The organism is Chitinophaga sp. 10T418 (assembly GCF_056394125.1).
In genome coordinates this window covers 14,338-38,532 of record NZ_JBFTHG010000018.1, presented here as the reverse complement: position 1 = coordinate 38,532, position 24,195 = coordinate 14,338, and the positions used below count along the sequence as shown (strand labels likewise).

Below are 24,195 nucleotides of genomic sequence, written 5' to 3'. Positions count from 1 at the left end.
ATCCTGTTAAACAAAAAAATTATGACCCGATTCATACATCTGTTATCCGCCGCTATACTGTTGTTCAGTATCCTGTCGTGCAAAAAGGAGTTCCTGGAAAATACCAATAAGGCAAAACTCACTGATGTAACCCAGTGGAGTACAGAAGGGAATGCCGATCTTTTCCTCAACGATATCTACAGCGCATTACCCAATTACTGGAACCAGCCGGAAAACCTGGATAACTTCACCGACGACAACGATGCAGGTTTTTATTACACTTCCTATAACTGGAAACAAGGCATTGTGGAACCGTCTTCCAACGACTATACCGTTTGGGGCGGTATCACCGGTTCCGGGGATCTCACCAACTGGACAGCTACCTTCACCAATATCCGCAAATGCAACACCTTCATTACAGAAGTGCGTAAGAACGCAGCTAACTTTTCGCCGGAGTGGCTGAACAAACGGCTCGATGAGGCCCGGTTTATCCGCGCCTTTTTTTACAGCGAGTTGTGGATGCACATCGGTGGACTGCCTATTATCACCATCCCTGCAGACAGGCGCACAATGGACAGCGCGGCCATCTATATGCCCAGGAATACCTTTGCGGAAACAGCAGACTTCATCACCACGCAACTGGATTCCATCGCCAAAGATGGTTACCTGCCGGCTAAATACAATAAAGGCGATGCTGATGCCGGTCGTGCTACCCTGGGCGCTGCATTAGCCTTAAAAGGATGGACAGAACTATATGCCGCCAGCCCCGCCTTCAACGCCGCACAACCCGCTGCCGGCAACGACCCGCACAAAATAGCCGGTTACAATAACTACGACGCCCAACGCTGGGTAAAGGCCGCCGCTACTTTCAAACAGTTCATTGATCTTTATGGCAACGGCAAAGTATACGAACTGTTTCCCGATCCTTCCGCCATCTGGTATGAAGCCAATGAATACCATTCAGAAGTGGTGTGGGACCGGCAGGTGGTAGCCAACACGATGGGATCTTCCTTTGAACAATATGGCGGCCCGGTGTGGATCAATGGCGCTTATTATACCTGGGGCAATTACAACCCCACCCAGGAACTGGTAGACCAGTTTAATATGGCCAATGGCAAACCTATCACCGATCCCACTTCCGGCTATGATCCGCAGCACCCTTATGTAGGCMGCGAGAGACGCTTCTACGACTGGATCGTATATGACGGCGCCCCATATAAAATGACCTGGATGGATAAAGCCGACGTCATATACACCCGCATCGATAAAGTACATCCATCCAAAAACCAGATTGATTTTGGTACCGATGATGTAAGCAATACTGCCTATTATTTTAAAAAGCGGCTCAACCCACTGGTACGGCCGGGTGGTGGCGCAGTAAGCGGCGCCAACTTTATTTATTACCGCTACGCGGAAGTACTACTGGGATATGCAGAAGCGCAAAATGAAGCAGTAGGACCCGATGGCACCGTATATAACGCTATTAACCAGATCCGTAAAAGAGCCGGTATCCCCGATCTCGCACCCGGATTATCCCAGGCAGAGATGCGCAACGCTATTTATCATGAAAGACGGGTGGAACTCTGCTTTGAGAACAAACGCTTTTATGATATCATCCGCTGGAAAACCGCCAGCACCGTGATGAATGTGGACAGGCATGCGATGAAGATCACCAATACAATGCCCGATAACAACGCAGGAGTATGGAAATACGAAATTGTACCGCTAAACCATCCGCATGTGTTCACCCCGAAAATGTATCTCAATCCGGTACCACAGGATGTGATAGACAGGAATCCGAAGATTGTGCAAAACCCCGGATACTGAGTGATAATATCCGTCTTAAAAAAGTTGCAGGATGTCCTGCAACTTTTTTTTGCATTATTTTTTCAATTTTTATAAAACCCTGTTAACTACTGGAGAAGGAAGAATGATTGTTCAACGGGAACCATCGACTGAAAAGGTGTATATTATATTTCTTGTTATTCTCCGGATCATTTCCGAAGTTGGTAGCAACGAAATATAGTTGTCCATCGTTATCACAGAAAGAACAACAATCATCCAGACACCTTCCATACCTGGTGAGGCGGTGTCCACGACCCCGCAGGATTTGTTGCCGTACTCATAAAAAAAACATCATGTCTGTAAAAACTTCCGCATCTATTCCAACCGGTGCATTGGGTGGCCGGAACGTCAGTAAAGTATTGGTTGAATAGGGTTTTATAAAAGTATCAGATCCTTTAGTGAGACGAAACGGTCCTTCGGGTGAATCGGAAACGGCTGCTGGTCCCCGGCTATTCCGAAACGACACATAAACAAAACACCGGGGCCAACAAATAATGTCAGGCCCGGGTGTTTTAAGCTTAAATCCTGTCACATTGCGTTTTGATATCAGCACGGGGTTTGTAAAATCAATTTTCAAATATCCTCTCTTTGACAACCCATTCCTAAAATTTAACAACCGCCCAAAACGCCTTTTTGGGTTGCAGCTCTTTGTCGAACAACAGGGGATAATCCTTTCTCCCCCGCACCGGGAAATTATCCAGCCAGCTATACCTGTCAGAAATATTCCAGAATGTTACACCTGTCAAAGCATGACGGTACTGCCGGAAAACCTCAAAGCATAAGCGGAATTGTTCGAGCTGCTGCTGCTCCTTTGCAGTGGTAAAAGCAACGAGGCTGTCTTCCGGTTGTCTTGCTCTCATCTCATGCTCTTTTGGATAAACCGAGATATCAAATTCGGTGATCTGTAATTTTAAGCCCGTTGCTGCAAAATCGGCAATCGTTTTTTCCAACTGCGTTTTTGAAGGTTCATTTATTGCCCAGTGCGCCTGCAAACCAACACCATGAACCGGTATACCTTTGTTGATCAGTCCATTCAGCAGCTGGATAATCTTTTTCCGTTTTTCAGGATTGATCTCATTATAATCATTGTAAAACAACAACGCGGCCGGATCGGCTTCATGCGCCCACTGAAACGCCTTTTCAATATACTCCTCGCCGCAGATCTGGTACCATAAAGAGTTCCTGTAAAATTCACCCTTTCGGTCACTGATCACTTCATTGGCTACATCCCAGGCATAAACCATCCCTTTATATCTTTTTACAACAGTAGTAATATGTTCCCTCAATCGCTGCAACAATACCTCCTTTGTTACCTGCTGATCATTGGCATCTTTAAAAATCCATTTTGGCGTCTGGTTATGCCATACCAGGGTATGACCCCTTAGCTTCATTCCATTTCTACGGGCAAAAGCCGCGATGGAATCGGCATCTCTCCAGTTATACTGTTGTTCATCCGGATGGATAACGCCCATTTTCATGGCGTTTTCAGGCGTGAGACTGTTAAACTGCCCCAGCAGCAACCCAGCTTCATCTGTTCGCAGTGCACGCGCAGAAACGGCCACGCCTATAGGAAAATAATCTTTGTAATAATCCTTTAGTCCCGCTGTTGCGGCAACAACACCGGATTTGGGAACATAGGCTGCGCAACAAAAGTTCACCAAAGCGATGATCAAAGCAATAATACCGTATCGGATATTTTTCATAAAGTATTCATTAATTGATTCCGGAAAAAGCACTCAAAGGTTGAATACTGCCATCACTATTGTATTTCATCTCCATCACCTTCACATTTCTCAAATGTGTTTTACCTGACAACTGCGTATCGTGATAAAACAGATACCACTTATCGCCAATTTGAACAATAGAATGATGATTTGTCCATCCATCAACAGGTTTCAGGATAATACCCTGGTATTTAAAAGGCCCATAGGGATTATCGCCAATTGCGTAAACAATATTATGAGTATCGCCCGTTGAATAGGAGAAATAATATTTGCCTTTGTACTTATGCATCCAGGCTGCTTCAAAGAAACGTTTGTCATTGTCTTTTTCTTTGAACAGATGCCCGCTGCTATCGACTATTTTTATTTCAGCCGGTGCCTGCGCCAGGCTTTTCATCCCCGGAGAAAGTTTCGCCACACGGGGAAGGATAGCCAGTTCGTCTTTATGACGCAGTTTTGCCGCAGTATCATATTGATTGTTGTTCCAGCTTTGTAATTGTCCTCCCCATATTCCTCCAAAGTATAAATAAAACGAACCATCATCATCCCGGAATACTGCAGGATCAATGCTGTAACTTCCTGCAATCGGCTCTTTCTCCGCCACAAACGGACCAGCGGGCTGCGTTGATGTAGCTACACCGATTTTAAATACCCCTTGTTTATCCTTTGCGGGGAAATACAAATAATAAGTGCCCTGTGAAAACGCCGCATCCGGCGCCCATAGTTGTTGCGAAGCCCAGGGAACATCCTGCACCCGCAAAGCAACGCCATGATCTGTGACCGGTCCGTTCATCGAATCCATGGAAAAGACATGATAATCCGACATCTGAAAGTGATCGCCATTGTCGTTCTCCTTAGTTTGTGTGGCCGTATCATGGGAAGGATAAATATATATTTTCCCATTGAAGAGATGTGCCGACGGATCGGCGGTATAGATGTGTGACACCAGGGGTTGGGATAAATATTTGCCGGTATCTGCTGTTACCGTTTTTTGCTCCACGTTTGGCGGATGACAGGCAAGAGTGGCTACAAAAGCCACCGCCAATGCGGGCAGGAGGCACTCAGACAATATTTTCCCGGACAACCTGGTCGTTGATGTATTTACTGCTTTCATCTGTGAAAGTGTTGGTTTAACTATAAAAATATCAGCTCATTGTTACTGCTGGCTATTCGTAAAAGAGAACCAGTGCAAGCTTAACGCCGATGCCGCCTCTCCTGCAAATTTAAATGTCAGTTGATGCTTTCCCTGAAGTGGCTTAACGGGTATACGAATCGTTGTATATGCCTTCTTATCCGGTTGGGCCCGAACAATTACTGTGGCATATGGGTGCAGTGAATCTTTGTCAGCATATATTACGATACGCCCCTTTCCGGGAGCCACCCGCAGCAAGAGCTGTTTATATCCGCTTTCAAAATCTACCTGGTTAAATCTGAGCCATGCACCATCGGTTAAATTGGCAACATCCTGTTCTTTTGGACTATTCCCATCATTACTGGTCTTCACCCGTGCCAGATAAATTTCGTCATACCTCTCTGCAGGAATGCAGGAGGAAGCTTTGAAGAGATTGGGAGGCCCCTGCCGGGTATTCATCCTGAACCAGTTGAAGTCGACCGCACCACCTGTTTGAACAGTGGCATAATTAAACAGGGCAAACCGGTTACCTGTAAACATCTTCAGGTTAAATTGCATGTTCAACGTGTCTCCCAGCGGAATAAATGTCTTATTATCAAAACTATAATAGAAATGAGCCTGATCTTTAGTGGTACTGACAGCTGCTTTGAAGTAGACAATATTCCTTTTCCCCAACGCTATGCTATCGATGGTGTGGCCGGCATGCTCCATTACAATGAACTTTCCGCGGGTGGCCGCCTTTACGCCGATGAAGGCATAGGGCAACTGCAATACGGCGAGTCCGGCGATATCGCCGGTTTTCATGTTGCTTACATCCAACTCCGTGGTCCCGTCTGAGAAAGGACCGAATATTCTTTGTGTGAGCGAATTTGGCGCATGGAGGAGGTCTGCTGCAATACGGCCGGTAGTGAGCCGCAGGTACCCTTTCCGCCTGGTTAAAGACCACGCGCTGTCATTTGGATTGTGGTTCCAGGCCCACTGCATGCCTAATTGATCAGTACTAAATTCATCGCTGGCAGGAAGCACGCGCACCGGTGAAATTGCGCGGGTCCCGGGTTTAGTGTGGGTAACTACTGCACGCCCATTTTCCCCAACTATTGGCCATCCATCTACCCATTGCACCGGCTGCAAGGTGGGGACTCTTCCTACTCCTCTCCTGTCCTGAAAAATAACACTCCACCATTCACCTTGCGGCGTTTCAATCAGGGCTCCCTGGTGAACGCCCATGCCATGGAGATTCATATCATCCTTCAACACAGTTTTTTCTTCGTAGGGACCAAAGATATTTTTTGACCGGAGGCAAACCTGGTAACCATCCCCACCGCCATAGGTTGCATAAATGTAATAGTATCCGTTTATCTTGTAAACATGCGACCCTTCCAGCCCGGGTCTTTGTACTTTGTCAAATACAACACTGTCTTTGCTGATGGGCGCAAGCTGTGCATCTACTTCAGTCATGGATATTTTGCCATATCCGTGGGCGATGTAAATGCGGCCATCATCATCAAAAAACAGCCCTGCGTCGTAGTAAGGTCTTACCAGCTTCCGTATTTCCCAGGGGCCTTCCGCCTTTGTGGCAGTACATAGAAAACCGCCTTCATCCAGTGTCAGAAAAAGGATATAGAATTTTCCATTGTGGTAACGGATACTACTGGCCCATTGGCCTTTCCCATACCTGTTGCCCCCATTTAAATCATAGAAAGGATGTTGTTTAAACTGAGGAACAACATTGGCAGCATACTCCCAGTTGACCAGGTCCGTTGATTTTAGCACGGGTACCCCGGGAAAAAAATACATGCTGGTGGCGACCATATAATAGGTATCTCCCAACCGGATGACATCATTATCCGGAAAATCCGCCCATATCACGGGATTGGTATAGGTGCCATCTTCATTGTCAGACTGTTGCGCATAGAGTGGTGAACTAAGGACCAGGAGTGCTATAACGAGGAATGCTTTTAAACCTTTTGTGGATTTTCTATACATCATTAAAATCTTATAAATTMCAGCTTCACTGTGAAACAAAAATACCCGGGCCGCCAGTCACCGAATCGCTCATTTGTTGAAATTGATAGCACAAATGTCTTACAGACAATAATTCCTTCGTTAACATTCTATTTAGTATTTTGAATAACATTACAATACTTAAATTCGGCTACAGAAAATACCACGTTTGTACAGATCAACCAACATCTTGTCTTTAACCATCCTTAACTATGTTTAAATATAAATACACGTTATTATACTTCCTGCTATACCTGGCGCCATCAGGTTGGGCGCAAAGCAGGCATCTCAATTTCACTTCCCTTGCCGCCAAAGACGGATTGGTGTCCAATGCGGTGAATTCCATTCTGAAAGACCGCTATAGCCTGATGTGGTTTGCTACTGATGATGGTTTAAACAAGTTTGATGGTACTAATTTTACGGCATACCGGCACCGTCCCGGGGATAGCTCCAGCCTGCGGGCCAATGAGGTATTGACGTTACATGAAGACAAAAGCGGCAACTTATGGATAGGCACCAGTGGCGGCGGTCTTAGTTTATACGATCGCAAAAAAGACACTTTTATTCACTTCCCCCTCGGCGCCAACGCCCCTCAACTACCTTCGAATGCGGTTATCATGGACATTTCCAGCGATACGTCCGGGAGAGTATGGATAGCGCAGTTCGAAAATTTATTTATGCTGGACCCCGGCACCCGGCATATTTCCAAAATCAACCTGGATACGGGAAATGGCGACATGCCTGCAAAGCGAACACCCAATTGCATTTTTGTGGATCGTCAGCAACAAATCTGGGTAGGCACCTCACAGGGTCTGTACCGGTATTCCTCTTCAACGGGTAAGGTAAAGCATATCGCCAACAACAAACCGGGATTCAGTCAGCGGGATAACGAAATCAAGTCAATTACCGGCGATAGCAACGGGCAAATTTGGGTGGGTACCCTAACCGGGCTGTATACCCTGCAACCGGATGGCGCCGGCATTATCCCTTATCATCCGGCAACCGGCATGCCATTGCTGGATAATAAGCAGGTTAACTGTATAGAGCCGGACAAGGATCACCAATTATGGATTGGCACGGAAGAAGGATTGATCATTCTTAATACCAACGCCAACACGGCAGACCACTATCTTCCTGATGACGACAACATCTATAGCCTTACCAGTGAATCTATTAAATGCGTTTATATCGACCAGCAGGGCGTCTATTGGCTAGGCACCTTTCGTGGTGGGATCAATAAATATGATAAAAACCTGAATCTCTTCCACTTCAAACCAGGGGATATCTTCCATGAAAATGGCCACCAATCATCCATCGTCAGTGCTTTTGCAGAAAACAGTGAAGGAAATGTATTAGTAGGAACTGATGGCGGAGGACTGTTCGAATTCAACCGCAAAACGGAGAAAGTCCGACCCATCGATATCCCGCTCCCAGCGAAGCCCAACAAAATTTCCATCATGACGCTCCACTATGCCAGGGATAAAAAACTTTACATCGGCACCTATGCGCTTGGCTTGCTGATCAGAAATGACGCTACCGGCAGCTACAAATACCTGGCGAAAGGTACCGGCGCGGACCACCTCTACTCCAATGATATTTTTTGTATAAAAGAAGATAGCAAGGGCAATATCTGGATAGGCACCAATGGAGAAGGACTCACCGTCTTAAAAAATGAGCAGGTCATTGCCCAATACCGTCCTCACGCCGGGCCCAACGAAAAAACGCTTCCGTTTAATGGATACATCAGAGCCATTGAAGAAGATGCCGAAGGCAATATCTGGGTGGGTTCTCATGGAGGCGGAGTGGGTGTATATCATCCCGCCACCGGGCAATGGGACATCTACACCCAAAGCAACAGCCAGCTACCGGCGGATAAAATACAGGCGCTGTTACGCGACAGTGGTGGCCGTATGTGGGTAGGTACTTACGGCGGAGGCCTGGGCCTTTTTGACAAGTCCCGGCAGCGGTTCATTAATTTCTGTGAAAAAGATGGCCTGCAAAATACCACCATCTACCAGATTGTGGAAGACAAAGCCGGTACCATCTGGCTCAGTACCAATATGGGCATCAGCAGTTTTGATTTCATCTCTAAAAAATTCCGGAACTATACCCATTATAACGGCGTTCAAAACAATAATTTTGTTCATGCCTCCGGTATAAGACTGACGGATGGAGATGTCATGTTCGGCGGACTGGAAGGCTTCAATTATTTTACACCAGCTAATTTAACGGTCAACAAAAATGTGCCGGTGGTACTGCTGACAGACTTAAAAGTATCCAATAAATCCATTATCCCCGACGAAGACGGCCCCATCAAAGATCACATTTCTGTAGCCGATCATATCAGCCTGGCCTATAAACAAAATTTTGTCCTCAGCTTTGTAGCACTTAATTATACCATACCACGGAAAAACTACTACGCTTATAAACTAGAGGGGTTCGACAAAGACTGGAACTATACCGGCACAGCTAACACCGCCGCCTATACGAACCTCGACCCGGGAGAATATACCTTTCATGTAAAGGCCGGCAACAACGACGGGATATGGAGCACCACCGATACCAGGATAAAAATCTATGTGCGGCCACCTTTCTGGCGAACCACTTATGCGTACCTGTTTTACCTGTCTGCTATCGGCCTCCTGTTGCTGTATAGCCGGTATGTGGGGATCACCAGGATACGGAAAAAGTTTCTGCTGGAGCAGGAAAGACAAGAGGTGAAGCGTGTGCAGGAAATAGACCGGCTGAAAATTAAATTTCTTACTAATCTCAGTCATGATTTCCGAACCCCCATTTCGTTGATCATGGGACCGGTGGAACAGCTCATTACCGAAGAAAAAACCGGGAACCGGCTCGACAAACTGAACATGATCAAACGAAACTCCAGGCGACTGCTCAACCTTGTCAATCAGTTGCTGGACTTCAGGAAAATGGAAGAACATGAACTAAAGCTACAGCTATCTGAAGGAGACCTGGTATCCTTTATCAAAGAAGTAACGGATTCTTTCCGTGACTTTGCAGAACGGAAAAATATTCCCTTCATCTTTAGCAGCGGTCCTACAACCTTACATGTTTTATTCGATCATGATAAAATGGAACGTATTCTTTTCAATTTATTATCGAACGCATTTAAGTTTACTTTGGAAGAAGACACCATTACTGTTGAATTACAACTGCTGGAAAAAAACGCTGCTGCCGGAGAACAGTGGATATTAATACTGGTACGCGACACCGGCATTGGTATCCCCAAAGACAAACAGGAGAAAGTATTCGAACACTTCTTCCAAACCAACACCGCTGCTGTCTTACTTAACCAGGGTACAGGTATCGGGCTATCCATTACGAGGGAATTTGTGAAAATGCACAATGGGACTATAGAAGTCGAAAGTGAATCCGGGCACGGCACCACATTTTTTATCCGGCTTCCATTAAAAGTAATCCCACCAACAGCGTTGCGCTCCGAACCGGAAGAAACGCCACCCAAAAGGGAAATACCAGCACTACCCGAAGTAGCCGGCACACAAAGTGCTTCAGAAATGTCCACCATATTACTGGTGGAAGACAACGAAGATTTTAGATTCTACCTGAAAGATAACCTCCGCAATAGTTACAAAGTAATAGAAGCTGTTAACGGGAAAGAAGGCTGGCAAAAAGCCCTTGCACTACATCCGCAGCTGATTGTCAGCGATATTACCATGCCACAAATGGATGGCATCAGTTTGCTGCAGAAACTAAAGGCAGACAAAAGAACCAGTCACATACCCGTTATATTGCTCACCGCGCTCACTAATGAAGAACAACAGATCTCAGGATTGGAAACGGGAGCCAACGACTATATCACCAAGCCCTTTAATTTCGAAATCCTTCACGCAAAGATCAGGAACCTGTTGCATCTTAACGATACACTGAAAAATACCTATACCAAACAGATAAAATTACTTTCTCCGGAAATAAAGAAAGAGTCCGCAGAAGAAAAATTATTGACCAAAATCGTTCACCATCTGGAAGAAAACCTGACAGACTCCCAACTTTCTGTGGAGAGCCTTAGTAAAGAAGTGGGGATGAGCCGAAGCTCCCTGTATAATAAATTACTGGAATTAACAGGGCAGACGCCGGTGGAATACATCCGCTCGTACAGACTGGAAAAGGCGGCAGCGCTCATGAAAAAAAGTGACCTGACGATTGCTGAAATTGCTTACCAGGTTGGGTTCTCCACCCCTAACTATTTCGCCAAGTCGTTCAAGCTTAAATACAGTATGTTACCCTCTGAATTTATAGCGCAGGTTAAAAAAGAGAACGCGGGGAAGGAGGATGTTCTTTAACCCGAAAGTCCCCGGACGGTACATCCGGGGACTTTCACCTACTATCACTAAACCTTTTAGTTATTTTGCATTCGCCTCCAGCGCCTTTGCTACTGCTGCATACGCCAGCTTTCGTACATACGCTGTTGTCCAAAGACCTACTGGTTCATCTGCCCGCCAGGAGGAATTAACCGGGCTATCGAGTGGACTCCAGATGGTAATGCCATAGCGCTGTTTAGCGGGAATGAGTTCAAAATATTTATCAATAACATACTTATACATATCGGCCTGGGCTTTATAATGTTCAGCGGTGGCGGCGGTTGTTTTTACGCCCACCCCCATATCCAGTTCAGATACTTTGATCATTTTCCCGGTGGCGGCCAGCAGCTTAAACATTTCCACAATTTTCTCCTTGTTGCTATTAATGTCGATATGCATTTGTGTGCCTATTCCATCCACTTTACCGCCCTTGCTTTCTATGTACTTAACGTAGGCAATGAGGCCACGGCATTTATCAAGACTGTACTCCAGGTTGTAGTCGTTGATAAAATGGATATCTCCGGGGTTACCGTATTGCCTGGCCATTTTAAACGCGGTGACTGCATAATCTTTCCCCAGATAATCCTGCCAGTAAAACTCATCTGCTGCCATATTCGTTCTGCCTGCACCTGTTTTTAACCCATCAGGTTTACCATCATCCATCGGTTCGTTTACCACATCCCATGCTTTAACAACGGATTTCCCGGCACCCACCATGCCACTTATCCACTTATCCAATGCGGCGGTGAGGAGGTACTTTTTCTCTGCGGCTGTTTTTTCAACGACCGTAGTGGTGCCGCCGGTGGCCTTCGAGTTTTTCAGCACTACCTCATCGATGTAAACGGTGCCTGCAAATTCGCCGTAGCTAAAAACCAGCCGGGTCCTGTCTGCAGCGGTGGCAGAGGTAGCGATGGTGACAAATTTCCATTCTGTGGTCACCTGCACCTGTCCATATCCATTAGACGAATAGTCGGCACTTTGCAATTCCGGACGAATCACGCCCGGCGCCGTTCCTTTTACCCAAAAACTCAATTCATAAGTAGCGCCATTCTCCAGCGGGGCTGCAAAACTATAGCTGGTTTGCACATCCCAATAATTGGCAGCCTTCGTTGGATTGGTTACATAAAAAGCCTTGCCTTTATTCCCGGTACCCATACCATCTGCCGTCACACCACGGGTGGAGCTGCCTCCCCAGCCTCCCCAGCCGCTACCTGATTCGAAACCACCATCAGCCACCAGGTTGTTCACCACTGGCACACCTTGCGTATCGTATACATATAAATTGTTTACGTCGATATAATAAGTGACGCCCGTTTTATTTTGCAAATCAAAATGCAGCTTAATATTATCCGCGGCAAAATCATTGATGGTAAAGCGGATCTCTTTCCACGAAATCCCCGTGGAGAAGGTGGCAGTAGCTGTTCCGGATTTTGTCCAGTCTATCAAAGGCGTATTATTATTTAACCCTTCAAAAGCAATCCTTCCTTCACCGTCTCCGTCTGACCGGATATACATGACCACTTCATATTTATGTGTTTTGTTGACGGCGATTCCCGGGCTGATGAGTTGCAGATTGGTTGCCCCACCATTTGTCATCCACTTAACGGCTTTATTACCGGTTCCCATCCCATCACCGTCCGTTACTGAAATCCCTGCTCCTGCACTCACCTGGGTCCAGTTAGCGAAGCTCTTATCCTTCAATCCTGCCAGATTCAGGTCATTGGCATAGGCAGGCGAGGTAACCGATAGCGGTGTAAGTAACCCCTTCAGATAGCCGGCATTTTGGTTGGCATGCCACATCAGGGCATGACCATATACCTGCATCCCTGCAGCGGTAGCCGTTTGCAATAATGACTGCACTTTCGTTAATGCTAAACTACCATCGGCCTGCACTACGGCGCCATGTTTCATTTCGTAGCCTAAAACAATTTCATCGAAATTTCTATTGGCTAACCGGTACTTCACGCCCTTATCCAGGTACTCCTGTAAACCAAGCGCCACCCCCAGTTTAAACCCTGGCTGTGCCACGCGGTTAATGTAGCTTTTCAGCGCCGGGTAAGCATCTATGTCCTCCTGCACCGCCACACTCTCCGGCTTATCTACGTTGAAGTCGAGCCCTTTATACTTATTGCAGGAAGTGATGACCAATAACGCCAGCAAGCTGCCTGCTATTTTATGAAGTCGAATCATATAAATTACTTTAGTATCGTACAGAATAATTACTTACCTACCGGTGTAAAAGTTTCCATCGTCACCGTCCGATCCCGCATTACCAGTGTATCTGAGGTAGCTACCTGTATACCAGGCAGCGTCACCTCGTAATTGAGATAAAGTGCATCCCGGTCTTTGCTCCCCCAACTGTTCTTCTCACCTCTTTTTACAAACGCCCCGGTTCCTGTTGCCGTGAAATTTGCGGTGGCAGCAGAAACAGTGCATTTACCATTATTGTCGAAAGTGAGCAGCAATGTGCCATTGATATTAACACCGTCTTTGTCTTTATATACTACCGGGAATTCCAGTTCCTTCACAGATCTTGTCGTCAGCTTATTTACCTCATCCTGTTCCACATAGGGTTGATGCCGCAGGATCGTCTGATTTACACTTCCGGTCACCACATCTTTTCCCCGACGCAAATAGTTGCCATGCCAGGTATTTACATATTTAACTGCATAGAGTATAAAATCCTTTCCACTCAAAATGGAATCTGCCCCTGATTTATTGGTGATACGCAATGGGATGACATAGGTATTTTTGATGGCCTTCGGATCATCAAAAAATGCATCCGTCAGTTGTACCTCTACCCCACCCGCCAGGCTGCCTTTCGGAATAATGATCTTATTGGCCGCCAGTGAATAATACTTAGCGGGCATTGGTAAAATCTCATCTTTGCCGGCGCCAAACAACAGACCGCTTCCCAATAAAGAGTTATCTACAGAGATGCCGATACTCAGATCCTTTTTGCTGTAATAAACACCGCCGGTTGTGGCCATGATTTTACACTTGCGCTGATTATCCAATTCCGTGCTGAACACATCTTCCCCGAAAGTAATGGTACGTACAGGATATTGATAGGCGAAATATACCGTCTGGTACTCATAATCCGGAAATGTTACGCTTTTGTTACATGCTGCCAACAACAGCAGCAGGATAGGCATTAAGCATTTTTTCATCTTTTGTTATTTTCAAAAAAGTCAAATAAAAATTATTCCGTGTCGGGCATTTTTATTAACGCCAGCCTTTGTTCTGCTCTAAAGCGCCAAACTTGAGTATCTCTCCGTAAGGAATGGGTCCGTAGGTCATAAACGGCTGGAACTGCCGGCTTTCTACGTCAATAATAGTGGGCGTGTTATTCTTGATACTCACTCCTTTAGCTGTTTCGCTGAGATTTACTTTCCAGCGGCGAAGATCCCAAAAGCGAAATCCTTCAAAGCACAATTCAATTCTCCGTTCATTTCGGATCAGCGCCCGCATCTGCTCTTTACTTCCTTTCGCTTCTTCCAGATAAGGATCACCATTTGTAGTGCCTACGCCTGCTCTTTTACGAATAGCTTTGATAATATCATAAGCGGAGAATCCATACTTACCGCCTCCCAGCGGCCCCCAGGCTTCATTGGCAGCTTCTGCGCAGTTGAGAAAAATTTCTGTATACCGGATATGTGGTTTATAATGCCGTTGATTATTCGCAGAGTTAGGATTCAGGTTTACATCCTGTCGTAACAATTTGCGGAGGTAGTAGCCGGTCCTGGTGGAAGTACCTACGCTATTGAGTGCATCATTGGTAAGTCCATCGGCTGCCGTATTAATCAATGTATTATTCGGGCCGGCGGTGCCGCCATTCACTAAAATAAACATCCTCAGTCGCGGGTCTCTGCCGGTGTACGGATTAGCCGCATCATAACCACTGCCTGCATTGCTAATGGGAATGCCGGTCGCCATGGGAAAAGCATCTACCAGGTTTTGTGTTGGATTAATGCGGCCATTACCAAACAAACTGGGTGGAAAATTAGCTTGCTCCAAATCGCGATTGTCGCCATAATTATTCCTCCAAAGTATTTCAGAAGGATTGGCGCCATCAGCTAATCCGGCAATCTCACCTGCATTGGCATACCAGGTAAGCCCGTTGGCTGACAATGCATTCATACCTCCCTTCAATGCCATCACTTCACCAGCATAATCTGCGGCCTCTGCCCAGGTAGTGGTGGTGCCGGTACTGAAAGCAGGACTGGCCGCCAGTAAAGCCGCTTTGGACCGGATTGCCTTCACCACGCGACCGGTAAGAAATCCACGGAACGCCGCACCAAAAACGCGGTCATATTGTTCCTTCGTAATGGTGCCATACTTTTCCGGGATAAATGCCGCCCCTGCAATATTTTCGTAATCCAGCGGCAGCAATTCTTCTGCCTTTGTCAAATCACTATAAATTTGCTTCATACACACTTCAAAAGTGGCCCTGGGCTTGTTGAAATTAGCCGTAGGCCCCTGTACTTCGAGGTTAACAGGCACGCCCAGTATAGCGCCACCTTCAGACGGACCGGCATGTGCCTGCAACAGGTGATAGTAGAAAAGAGCGCGCAAGCCATATGCTTCCCCCTTGATCCGCATGCGAAACAATTTGCTTACCACCGGGTCTGTGGCCCATTGTACCGTATCCACGTCACGTAACGTGATGTTTAGATATTGGATAGCCGCATACGCATTGCTCCACTGATTAAGCGGATTATTATTAGCGGTCCATTGTCCGTTCGCCATTTTCAGGAACCCATTACTCTGATCATTCGTCACCGCATCATCGGTAGCTACATCATTAAAGGACCATGAATTGGTGGGTATACGATTGTAACCATTGAGCAATATGCCAAAAGGCAGTGATGCATCATTAGGTGGATATTTTGTTCCATTAAGGTCCCGGTTATTTTCAATTTCCGGTACCAGCAAATCTTTGCAACCAGCCAGCAAAAAAACGATTGCCAGCAAAAGGATCATATTTCTTTTCATAAAATGGAAACTTAATCAGGCAAAAAGAAAAGATTAAAACAATCCTTTTATACCCAGGTTATATAAGCGTGTTTGAGGAGTACTGCCAACATTCATTTCCATCGTTTTGCGCTCCGCAGAAAGCGTCAGCAAATTGAAACCACTCACATATACCCCCATTTCTTTCACGATTTTTTTCCTGCCCAGCAGACTGCTCATGTCATAGGAGAGCTGCACCTTCGCCAGGTCGAAGCGGTTGGCCTTGTACAACCAGAAATCCGAACTGCGAAAATTGTTATCGCTGTTGAAAGTAGTCAGGCGCGGATACTTCGCTGTCTGTGCTGTTTCAGGCGTCCAGCGATCTCTTACCACGGCAGAATATTTATCCTCTCCATCTACCCAAAACCAGGAATTGTTCTTCATGCCATACGCCCCATATCTGCCAACGCCCAGCGCAAAGAAGGAGAAGTTCCTCCATTTGGCAGTCAGATTTATGCCTAGTGTAAGCGGAGAACCGAACCAGCCGCCACGGCCCAGATACACTTCATCCCGCGCGTCTATCACCCCATCGCCATTTTGATCCTTGTATTTGATATCACCTGGTTTAACCTGGCCGAAAGTTGGAGCCGGTGAATTTTTAATGTCATCCGCATCGCGGAAGAACCCCTGACTTTGCAGCCCCCATATCGCATCCAATGGCTTCCCTTGTCTATACTGGTAATTATCTTCAAATACTTCGGCGCGCTTTGTAGCGGTGGTTTTATAATACGTACCTACCAATCCTATTGAATAACTCCCTTCCCGCAGCTTCTTGTTAAAGCTCACGCTGAAATCAAACCCCACCCGTTTGTCGTCATTATAATTTACATAAGGGATGAAAGAAGAAGACGGAAATCCGGTGGTGAAATAAGAAGGATACAGTACATTGGGTTGGATGATGTTGCCGGTAATTTTGTTGACAAAGAAATTACCATCCACTTTTATGAGCTGATGAAAGAAAGATCCGTTCAACCCAATGCTGATCTCTTCTCTTTTTGGGAAACGCATGTCAGGATTAGCCCCCCGTCTGGACTCTGTAGCCTGGACGCCTGTACCATCTTTCCACCCAAACCAGCTCCCCTGCGCGGTATAAATACCCTGGTACAAATAGTAATCAGCAATATCCAGGTCCGTATGCAATACACCACCTGAAACGGTCAGGCGGAGATCATCAACAGCGGAGAGGCCACGCAGGAAACGGGCGTTGCTGAGTCGCCAACCCAATGACACGGTGGGGGAAAATGCATTCCGGTTTCCTTCGGGTAGTTTCGCGCTATGGATCATGGCACTGCTGAAATCGATGTAGTAAGTATGCCTGAAATCATATCCCAACTGCAAACCAAGATTGGCATTGCTGGTGCGATGATACAGGGCCGATTCGGATTGCTGGAAACCATTCACCAGCAAAACAGCAGAAAGATGATGCTTGTCGCGGATCGAATTCACATAATTAAACTGACCCGTAACCGAGATGGTTTGACGGTACCAGCTATTACTAACATTCTGTACGCCTGAAGTAGCATCCTGTCCATATTGTGTGAGACTGCTGATTAAATCCACACCGGAATACGTATTCCAGGTAGGTGCATACACCGTGTAGTTGTTATTGAAAGCCAGGTTATAGGAAGTGTTGTAGTCAACTGCAAACGTAGAGCGGAACGAAAGCCCTTTCAGTAAATTTTTCAGATCTGCATTGATGCCTGTATTGAACTGGAATTGGCGGCTAACATACCGGTTATTGCCTCCCGCATAGATAGCAGCAAACGGATTCGTTTGATCCAGTTGCGTTCCACCCAGCAGATATTTCCCATCGATAATATGATTGCTGTTTTTCACAAATACATTGGACGCATCATCATCTGCTTCTATCCTGTCCAATGGAATAAGTGGTGCAAAGCGATAGGGACGTAAGTTAGCGGCGCTTCCCCAGTAATCAGTATTGACGCCTCTTCCGGTGTAAAAAATAGCAGTAGCATCTACATTACAGCTAATGTATTCGTTCAGATTCACGTCTACATTACCCCGCAAATTGAGGCGATCCGATTGACCATTTTTACGTGCCTCTCCGAAGTTGAGCAGCGAACCGGTATTCTGGTAACCGATATTGGTATAATAACGCGCCTTATCATTTCCTCCGGAAATTTCTGCCGTTACATCGTACCGGTTATAGAATTTTTTCAGGTATTCATCTGAGTAATAATCTACGTCAGGATACCTGTAGGGATTTTTACCGGAAGCATACGAATAAATCKATTCCTGACTGTAGAGGTCCGGCAGTCCATCGTTGTGGCGTGCTTCATTATAAAGTGTCATATACTCTGCCGATCCCAGGTAGGCCGGGTAAGCTTTGGGAATATGGATGCCTCCATTGGCCCTTACATCTATTTTATGCAGGCCTGCTTTTCCTCTTTTGGTAGTAATATACACCACTCCTTTTGCAGCGCGGCTGCCATAAAGTGCTACTGCGTTTACACCTTTGAGGAAAGAGATCTGTTCAATTTCTGTAGGCAAAACATTATTGGCATCACGGGCTACACCGTCTATGATGAGCAGGTAACTACCCATTCCCCACATACTATTGCCATTAAAACCATTCACCCATCCATCCATATTTTCCAGGCTGGAGGTCATGTAGTTGGTGGTCATTTGTGTGGGTACTTCTACTACCGAAACACCTCCCGGCAGATCGTTTTTAGCGACTTTCCGGAATGCTACCTGCACCCCGTTGATGTCCCGTGTAGTATCTTGCGCCTGTGACACCGGTATTAGGCTCATCAGTGCTACAAATGCTATTAGTACTTTTATTTGATTCATGAATTTTTGAATTAACAGTAAACGATACCCGTAAGGATTGCACCTTTTACCAGCCTGGATTTTGCGGAAATTCCAGGTACATACTGGCATCCGAATTTTTTAACGGCAGCCAGTAATGTTTTTCGGAATACTTACGTTCCAGGATGACCGACTCACGTAAATTCAGTACCCGGTTGTTCTTTGGATCTGCTGTACTGAAGGTAGGCGACCGGTCAAATTCAACAGATTTTTTCAGTGTATAAGGACTTTGTATCAACAACATCCACCTTCTTAAATCATTGAAACGATGCCCTTCAAAAGACAGCTCCACCGCCCGTTCGCGCCGTACTTCGCCCATAAAATCCTCCAGCACACCGGTGAATCGGGGCGCTACATGTCCTGCACCTGCCCGGTCGCGGATCATATTAATGGCGTCTACTGCTGTTTTTGTATAGTTCGTGGACTTGCCAGCAGCACCGCCATAACCCTCTGCAGCCGCTTCTGCATACATTAAATACACATCTGCCAAACGCATATAGGGCAGGTGAATATTAAGAGCTTTATCATAGGTCCAGCCATTATCAAATCTGTTAGCGGTCATCGGGATAAACTTATAGAGCAGGTAACCGGAACGACTGGCGCTGCTGATGTCGCGGTAGCTTCCACCGGTATAAAGATTCGCATAACGATTGCCTTCATCGGTAGTAGCGCCCTGCACACATTTAATACCATCGAAAACAATATCATTGTAAAAACGCGGATCTCTGCCTCTCCAGGGATAAGCAGGATCATATCCGGATTCCGGATCTGCCTTCGTGATATCTTTAATGGGCAGACCATTCGCCATCCCGTAGTAATCAACATAGTTAGCAGTTGGTACAAATGTGATCGCTTCTTCTGTCAGGAAAGCCGGACCATACTGTTTGGCAGTACCATAAGTGGAACCATGCGCACCATAGTAGGGACCACGAAAAATAGATTCCGTACTACCGGGCATTAACCAGTTTTGACCGGCACTATAGAAATTAGTATAGTATTTGGAAAAGTCTACCAGGCTATAAGGCGCGTCACCACTTTCACATAACTGCAGCAACTCGCCAAATGCTGCTGCTGCCTTTTTGCAATACTCCGTGTTATAAGCTTTGTTACCGGTGGATACATAGTTCATCAGCGGACTACCTGCCCATAAATAGTTTTTCCCCAGGTAGCCCAGCGCCATGATTTTATTGATGCGCAACTGGTTTTTCCCCAACGTTCTTTTACCTGCCGTGGTATTATCCCAGTTTACAGGTAGCAGGTTGGCCGCTTCTCTGAAATCGGCCGCGGCTTTGTCGGCACACTCACTGTATTTGAGGCGTGGCAATGTTAATTTCTGATCGCCCGGTAATACTTTATCGATATAAGGCAACCCACCAAAATACTGGATGAACATGAAATGAAACCATCCTCTGAAAAACAATAGCTGCCCTTTAATCAGGTCTTTTTCTTCCTGGGTGGCATCTGTTAGTTTATTAATATTCTCCAGTCCCATATTGGCTTTCCGGATACCATACCATCCCAGCTTCCACATTGATTTTGCAAAACGGTCATCATTGGTACTTGTGTTGTTACGGTCCATCCATCCCGCCTGCCAGCCATCAAATTCCGACTGCCAACCCCAGAAGTCACCATTATCTATTTTTATGGCGATGTGAAAATTCTGCGCAGTAGATTGGATTTCATCTTCACCCCAGTTCCAGGAATTTGTCCAGTAGGCATTGGTAAAGTCTGGGATACAGTGATAGAGTTCTTCCGTAAAGCCCTGAAAGCTGATAAAGTTCTTAAATGCGTTGTCCGCGGATATGATCGATTGAGGTTCCTTGTCCAGGAACTTCTTGCAGGACGCCAGGCCAAGAACAGTGGTTATTCCGGCGGTTGCCAGTAATATTTTTATATACTGATTCATACAATGAATGTTTAGAAAGTAAAATTGGCGCCAAGGTTGTAACGCTTTACAGTAGGATAAGCTCCCTGAGATGCCCAGCCAGTACCTGCAAAATTTGATTCACGATCATCCGGCATTTTACTCCAGGCCGCCAGATTATTGCCATTGAGGTATATTCTCAGCGATTCCATACCTGCACGTTTTACAAATCCTTTATCGAATGTGTATGCAATCTCTGCATTCTTTAAGCGCAGGTAGGAACCGTCGTACATATACTGGGTACCGCGGTAATATCCGGCAGGCGTGGACAGCCAGCGTGGCATGGGAACATCTGCGTTGGGATTATCTTTCGACCAATAACTACCTTCGTTATACACGGTATGTCCCTGAGAAGCCAGGCTGTTAAATACTACCTGCCGCGTTGCGTTATTTACGCCATAGAATTGTACAAAAACACTGAGTCCTTTCCAGTCTACCCCAAACGTAGCATTGTATGTGTTGGTAGGCCAGCCACTATGTCCGTAAGGAATGTTATCCCTGGCATCGATCACGCCATCTCCATTGTAGTCAACGAGATAATAGTTGCCGGGTAACTTTTGGTTATCATTCGTGTTGTGTATCGTACTACCATACAGTTCATCCCAGGTATTGTAGTATCCCTGGCTTACATAAGAATAAGCCTGACCAATCTGCATGCCTTCTGATTTCTGATAGGCAGGCAACAATTCGGGGTTGTCTGCTTCTATGACTTTATTTTTGGTATGGGTCATATTCAGGTCTGCCCACAGCCGGAGCTTTTTGTTAGCCTGGTAATTGAAGTGCAGCTCCGCCTCATATCCGTGCGAAGTTACCCGGCCCAGATTCGCGACGGGTGGCGTGGCGCCGTAATACGATGGCACAGAAGCCCTGTTGGCCAGCAATATTTTGGAACGTTTATCCTGGAAGATATCCAGCTTACCTTTTATGAAACCATTGAATAATTCAAAGTCTGTACCTGCATTAATTTTCTCCGCCTGTTCCCATTGTACGTTCGGATTACCTACGGTGGCTTCCCGGTACCAGTTGTACGGACTTTGCTCTGCTGCTTCACCGGTGCTGCCCAGGCGCGACTGTCCACCATACGCCCATTCGGTCAGGTATAGAAACCGTCCCGCCACATTATCAAAACCTGTTTGTCCGTAGGAGGCCCGGAACTTCAACAAGTCCAGGAATTTTATATTCTTCATGAAGTTTTCATTGGATAAAATCCAATTCAGACCACCGGAAGAGAAAAAGGCAAAGCGATACTTCGGCGCAAATTTTTCCGAACCATTATAAGCGCCATTGTATTCGAGCGTGTATTTATTATTGTACGTATAAGTAGTACGGAATACCCAATCTTCCCGATATGAGGGAATCATGCTCCCGCTGGCGGTAATATTACGGTTCAGCAGTCCCATAGCTGTTACAGCGTGTTTATCTGCAATCGTTTTAGCATAATTCAACTGCAACTGATAGAACAACCGGCGTTGATTATCTGTCACCGCACCTGCTGCCGGCGCCCACTTGATACCTTCCTGGAAATCGAAATTAGTGACACCATCAAAGGCACTTTTGTAAAATACATTTCCGGTAGCAGGATCTATCCATTTGCGTTGTACATCATGGTACAGGTCATTGATTCCTCTGTTACTTTCAACGAAAGTATTGTCCATGGAAACAGTGCCGCTGAACTTTAATCCATCCAGGAGCATATCCAGATTTTGTTCGAGCGTAAAGTCGGTGGTGATGCGTGTAGTGGTTTGGTATTGAATACCGCCTACCGCGAGGCTTCTGGCCGAATTTTCCGCCCGCCCTTCATTGGGAGCAAAGTAGCCCCAGGAACCATCGGCATATACCGGTAGAAATACATCTGGTGCGGTGGTATAAGCATCTATCCAGGAACCATATTGATTACCCGAAAATCCCCATGGACTTTTCCGTACACCATAAGATCCTGCGAGGTTTACTTTAAAGAGTGTGGAAGGCGTTAATTGAAAATCCAGATTAGAGCGGGCATTTAACCGGGTAAAACCGAAGCCGGGTTTATACCCACGTTTGTTGTCATATATTTTAAACAGATCTCCTTCATGCAAAAAATCGACACTGTTGAAATATTTTACGAAACGGGTACCGCCGCTGATATTCACGTTGGCATTTTGTGAAGTGGCATAATCTTTAAATAAAGTTTTTGCCCAGTCTACATTGGGATAACGTTCTGCTTCTGCCAGATTTGCCGGATGCCGGTATTTATCCAGGATAGCCTGTGGATAATAGTTATTCCAGCTCTCTGGCTTTAGTGCCAGTTCATATTCAATGGCTTCATTGATGGTGCGCAACGCATCATACGAATCTGCTTTTCCTGGCAATTTAGAAGGTGCTTTTACCACAGAGTTTACCGTAGCACGGATAGAAGCTTTACCGGTTTTACCTCTTTTGGTAGTAATGAGGATGACCCCATTGGCGCCACGTGAACCAAATACCGCTGTTGCCGAAGCATCTTTCAAAACCGTCACGGTTTCTACAGAGCCTATATCGACACTCGTCATGGAGCGCTCCACGCCATCTACCAATATCAAAGGACTGCTATTGTTCCAGGTACTAAGACCACGGATGATCAGCTGGGGATCTTCTTCACCAGGCAGGCCCGTACTTTGGGCAGTAATAAGACCGGGAACATTTCCGGTAAGTGCCGCACCAATATTTGATACACCGCCCGCCCGTTCCAACGTTTTACCGGTTGTTTGCGAAACAGCGGCTACTACACTCGTCTTTTTTTGCCGGCCATATCCTACTATCACTACATCTTCCAGGCCCACCACATTGCTTTTCAAGGTAACGGATATAGTCGATAGGCTTTTGATGTTTACCTCCTGCGGTGCTTTTCCTATATAACTAAAAACAAGTACATGCTTGTCTGCAGGAACCTTCATAACAAATTTACCATCACTACCTGTGCTGGTACTAATCCTTGTTTCTTTTACCAATACCGTGGTACCGGGAATAGGTGTCTTTTGTTCATCCAGTACCATTCCCTGTACCACACGAGCCTCCTGGGCCTGTAAAGGCAACCAGGACAGCGTTTGAAACAGCATGGCTGCTGCCACAACAAGCCGTTTCCATGACATTTGCGAAAGAATCATTTTAAACATGGAATTCAAAATATTTAATGTTAGGGCAATAAGGGTCCTGACAGCCCATACAAGACTATCACGCCGGAACGCCGGCCGGAACAATTACAATGCGATAAAAAGCAGTATCCTTAAGAGATGTACCGGATGCTACCTGGTTAAGTGACGAAACAGAAAATGGTTGTTACGGGACGTGGTGCCCCATACGCATGGAGACTTCATAAGTAATCATTTAGCGTTTAAGTAGAGAATTTTTTCATAACGTTACGCTGTTAACTGGTTCAGCAAGCACTGA

Annotated in this window: 11 protein-coding genes; 2 read left to right on the top strand and 9 right to left on the bottom strand. The window is 46.0% G+C overall.

Translation table 11 applies throughout. The features are described 5' to 3' along the window. Window positions 1-21 precede the first annotated feature (21 nt). Complete coding sequence (locus AC1DCV_RS32955) at window positions 22-1,806, top strand: RagB/SusD family nutrient uptake outer membrane protein (protein ID WP_477027152.1); 1,785 nt, start codon at window positions 22-24, stop codon at window positions 1,804-1,806. Window positions 1,807-2,426: 620 nt separating this feature from the next. Here AC1DCV_RS32955 and AC1DCV_RS32950 read toward each other — a convergent pair. From AC1DCV_RS32950 to AC1DCV_RS32940, 3 genes are read right to left on the bottom strand one after another with little or no spacing between them, the layout of a single operon-like run. Further along, window positions 2,427-3,527 (bottom strand): endo-1,4-beta-xylanase, encoded by a 1,101-nt coding sequence (locus AC1DCV_RS32950; protein WP_477027151.1) that lies wholly within the window; start codon window positions 3,525-3,527, stop codon window positions 2,427-2,429. 10 nt (window positions 3,528-3,537) lie between these two features. Beyond that, a complete protein-coding gene (locus tag AC1DCV_RS32945; protein WP_477027150.1) occupies window positions 3,538-4,659 on the bottom strand; it encodes a glycoside hydrolase family 43 protein in 1,122 nt (373 codons plus the stop codon). Between the two features lie 42 nt (window positions 4,660-4,701). Next, complete coding sequence (locus tag AC1DCV_RS32940) at window positions 4,702-6,666, bottom strand: family 43 glycosylhydrolase (RefSeq protein WP_477027149.1); 1,965 nt, start codon at window positions 6,664-6,666, stop codon at window positions 4,702-4,704. Between the two features lie 227 nt (window positions 6,667-6,893). Between AC1DCV_RS32940 and AC1DCV_RS32935 the strand changes: the two genes are divergently transcribed. Beyond that, entirely contained in the window at window positions 6,894-11,003 is a 4,110-nt protein-coding gene (locus AC1DCV_RS32935) for a hybrid sensor histidine kinase/response regulator transcription factor (protein WP_477027148.1), read from the top strand. A gap of 60 nt (window positions 11,004-11,063) precedes the next feature. Here AC1DCV_RS32935 and AC1DCV_RS32930 read toward each other — a convergent pair whose 3' ends face one another. Genes AC1DCV_RS32930 through AC1DCV_RS32905 form a run of 6 tightly spaced genes read right to left on the bottom strand, consistent with a single transcriptional unit; the run spans window position 11,064 to window position 23,897 of the window. Beyond that, on the bottom strand, window positions 11,064-13,211 hold the full coding sequence (locus AC1DCV_RS32930; protein WP_477027147.1) for an endo-1,4-beta-xylanase: 2,148 nt from the start codon (window positions 13,209-13,211) through the stop codon (window positions 11,064-11,066). Window positions 13,212-13,240: 29 nt separating this feature from the next. Next, on the bottom strand, window positions 13,241-14,191 hold the full coding sequence (locus tag AC1DCV_RS32925; RefSeq protein ID WP_477027146.1) for a DUF5627 domain-containing protein: 951 nt from the start codon (window positions 14,189-14,191) through the stop codon (window positions 13,241-13,243). A 55-nt stretch (window positions 14,192-14,246) separates the two neighbouring features. Continuing rightward, entirely contained in the window at window positions 14,247-16,016 is a 1,770-nt protein-coding gene (locus AC1DCV_RS32920; protein WP_477027145.1) for a RagB/SusD family nutrient uptake outer membrane protein, read from the bottom strand. A 33-nt stretch (window positions 16,017-16,049) separates the two neighbouring features. Continuing rightward, window positions 16,050-18,848: a SusC/RagA family TonB-linked outer membrane protein gene (locus AC1DCV_RS32915; protein WP_477027144.1), complete on the bottom strand. Its 2,799-nt coding sequence runs from the start codon at window positions 18,846-18,848 to the stop codon at window positions 16,050-16,052. A 46-nt stretch (window positions 18,849-18,894) separates the two neighbouring features. After that, a complete protein-coding gene (locus AC1DCV_RS32910; RefSeq protein WP_477027143.1) occupies window positions 18,895-20,772 on the bottom strand; it encodes a RagB/SusD family nutrient uptake outer membrane protein in 1,878 nt (625 codons plus the stop codon). 11 nt (window positions 20,773-20,783) lie between these two features. Then, window positions 20,784-23,897 (bottom strand): SusC/RagA family TonB-linked outer membrane protein, encoded by a 3,114-nt coding sequence (locus AC1DCV_RS32905; protein WP_477027142.1) that lies wholly within the window; start codon window positions 23,895-23,897, stop codon window positions 20,784-20,786. Window positions 23,898-24,195 lie beyond the last annotated feature (298 nt).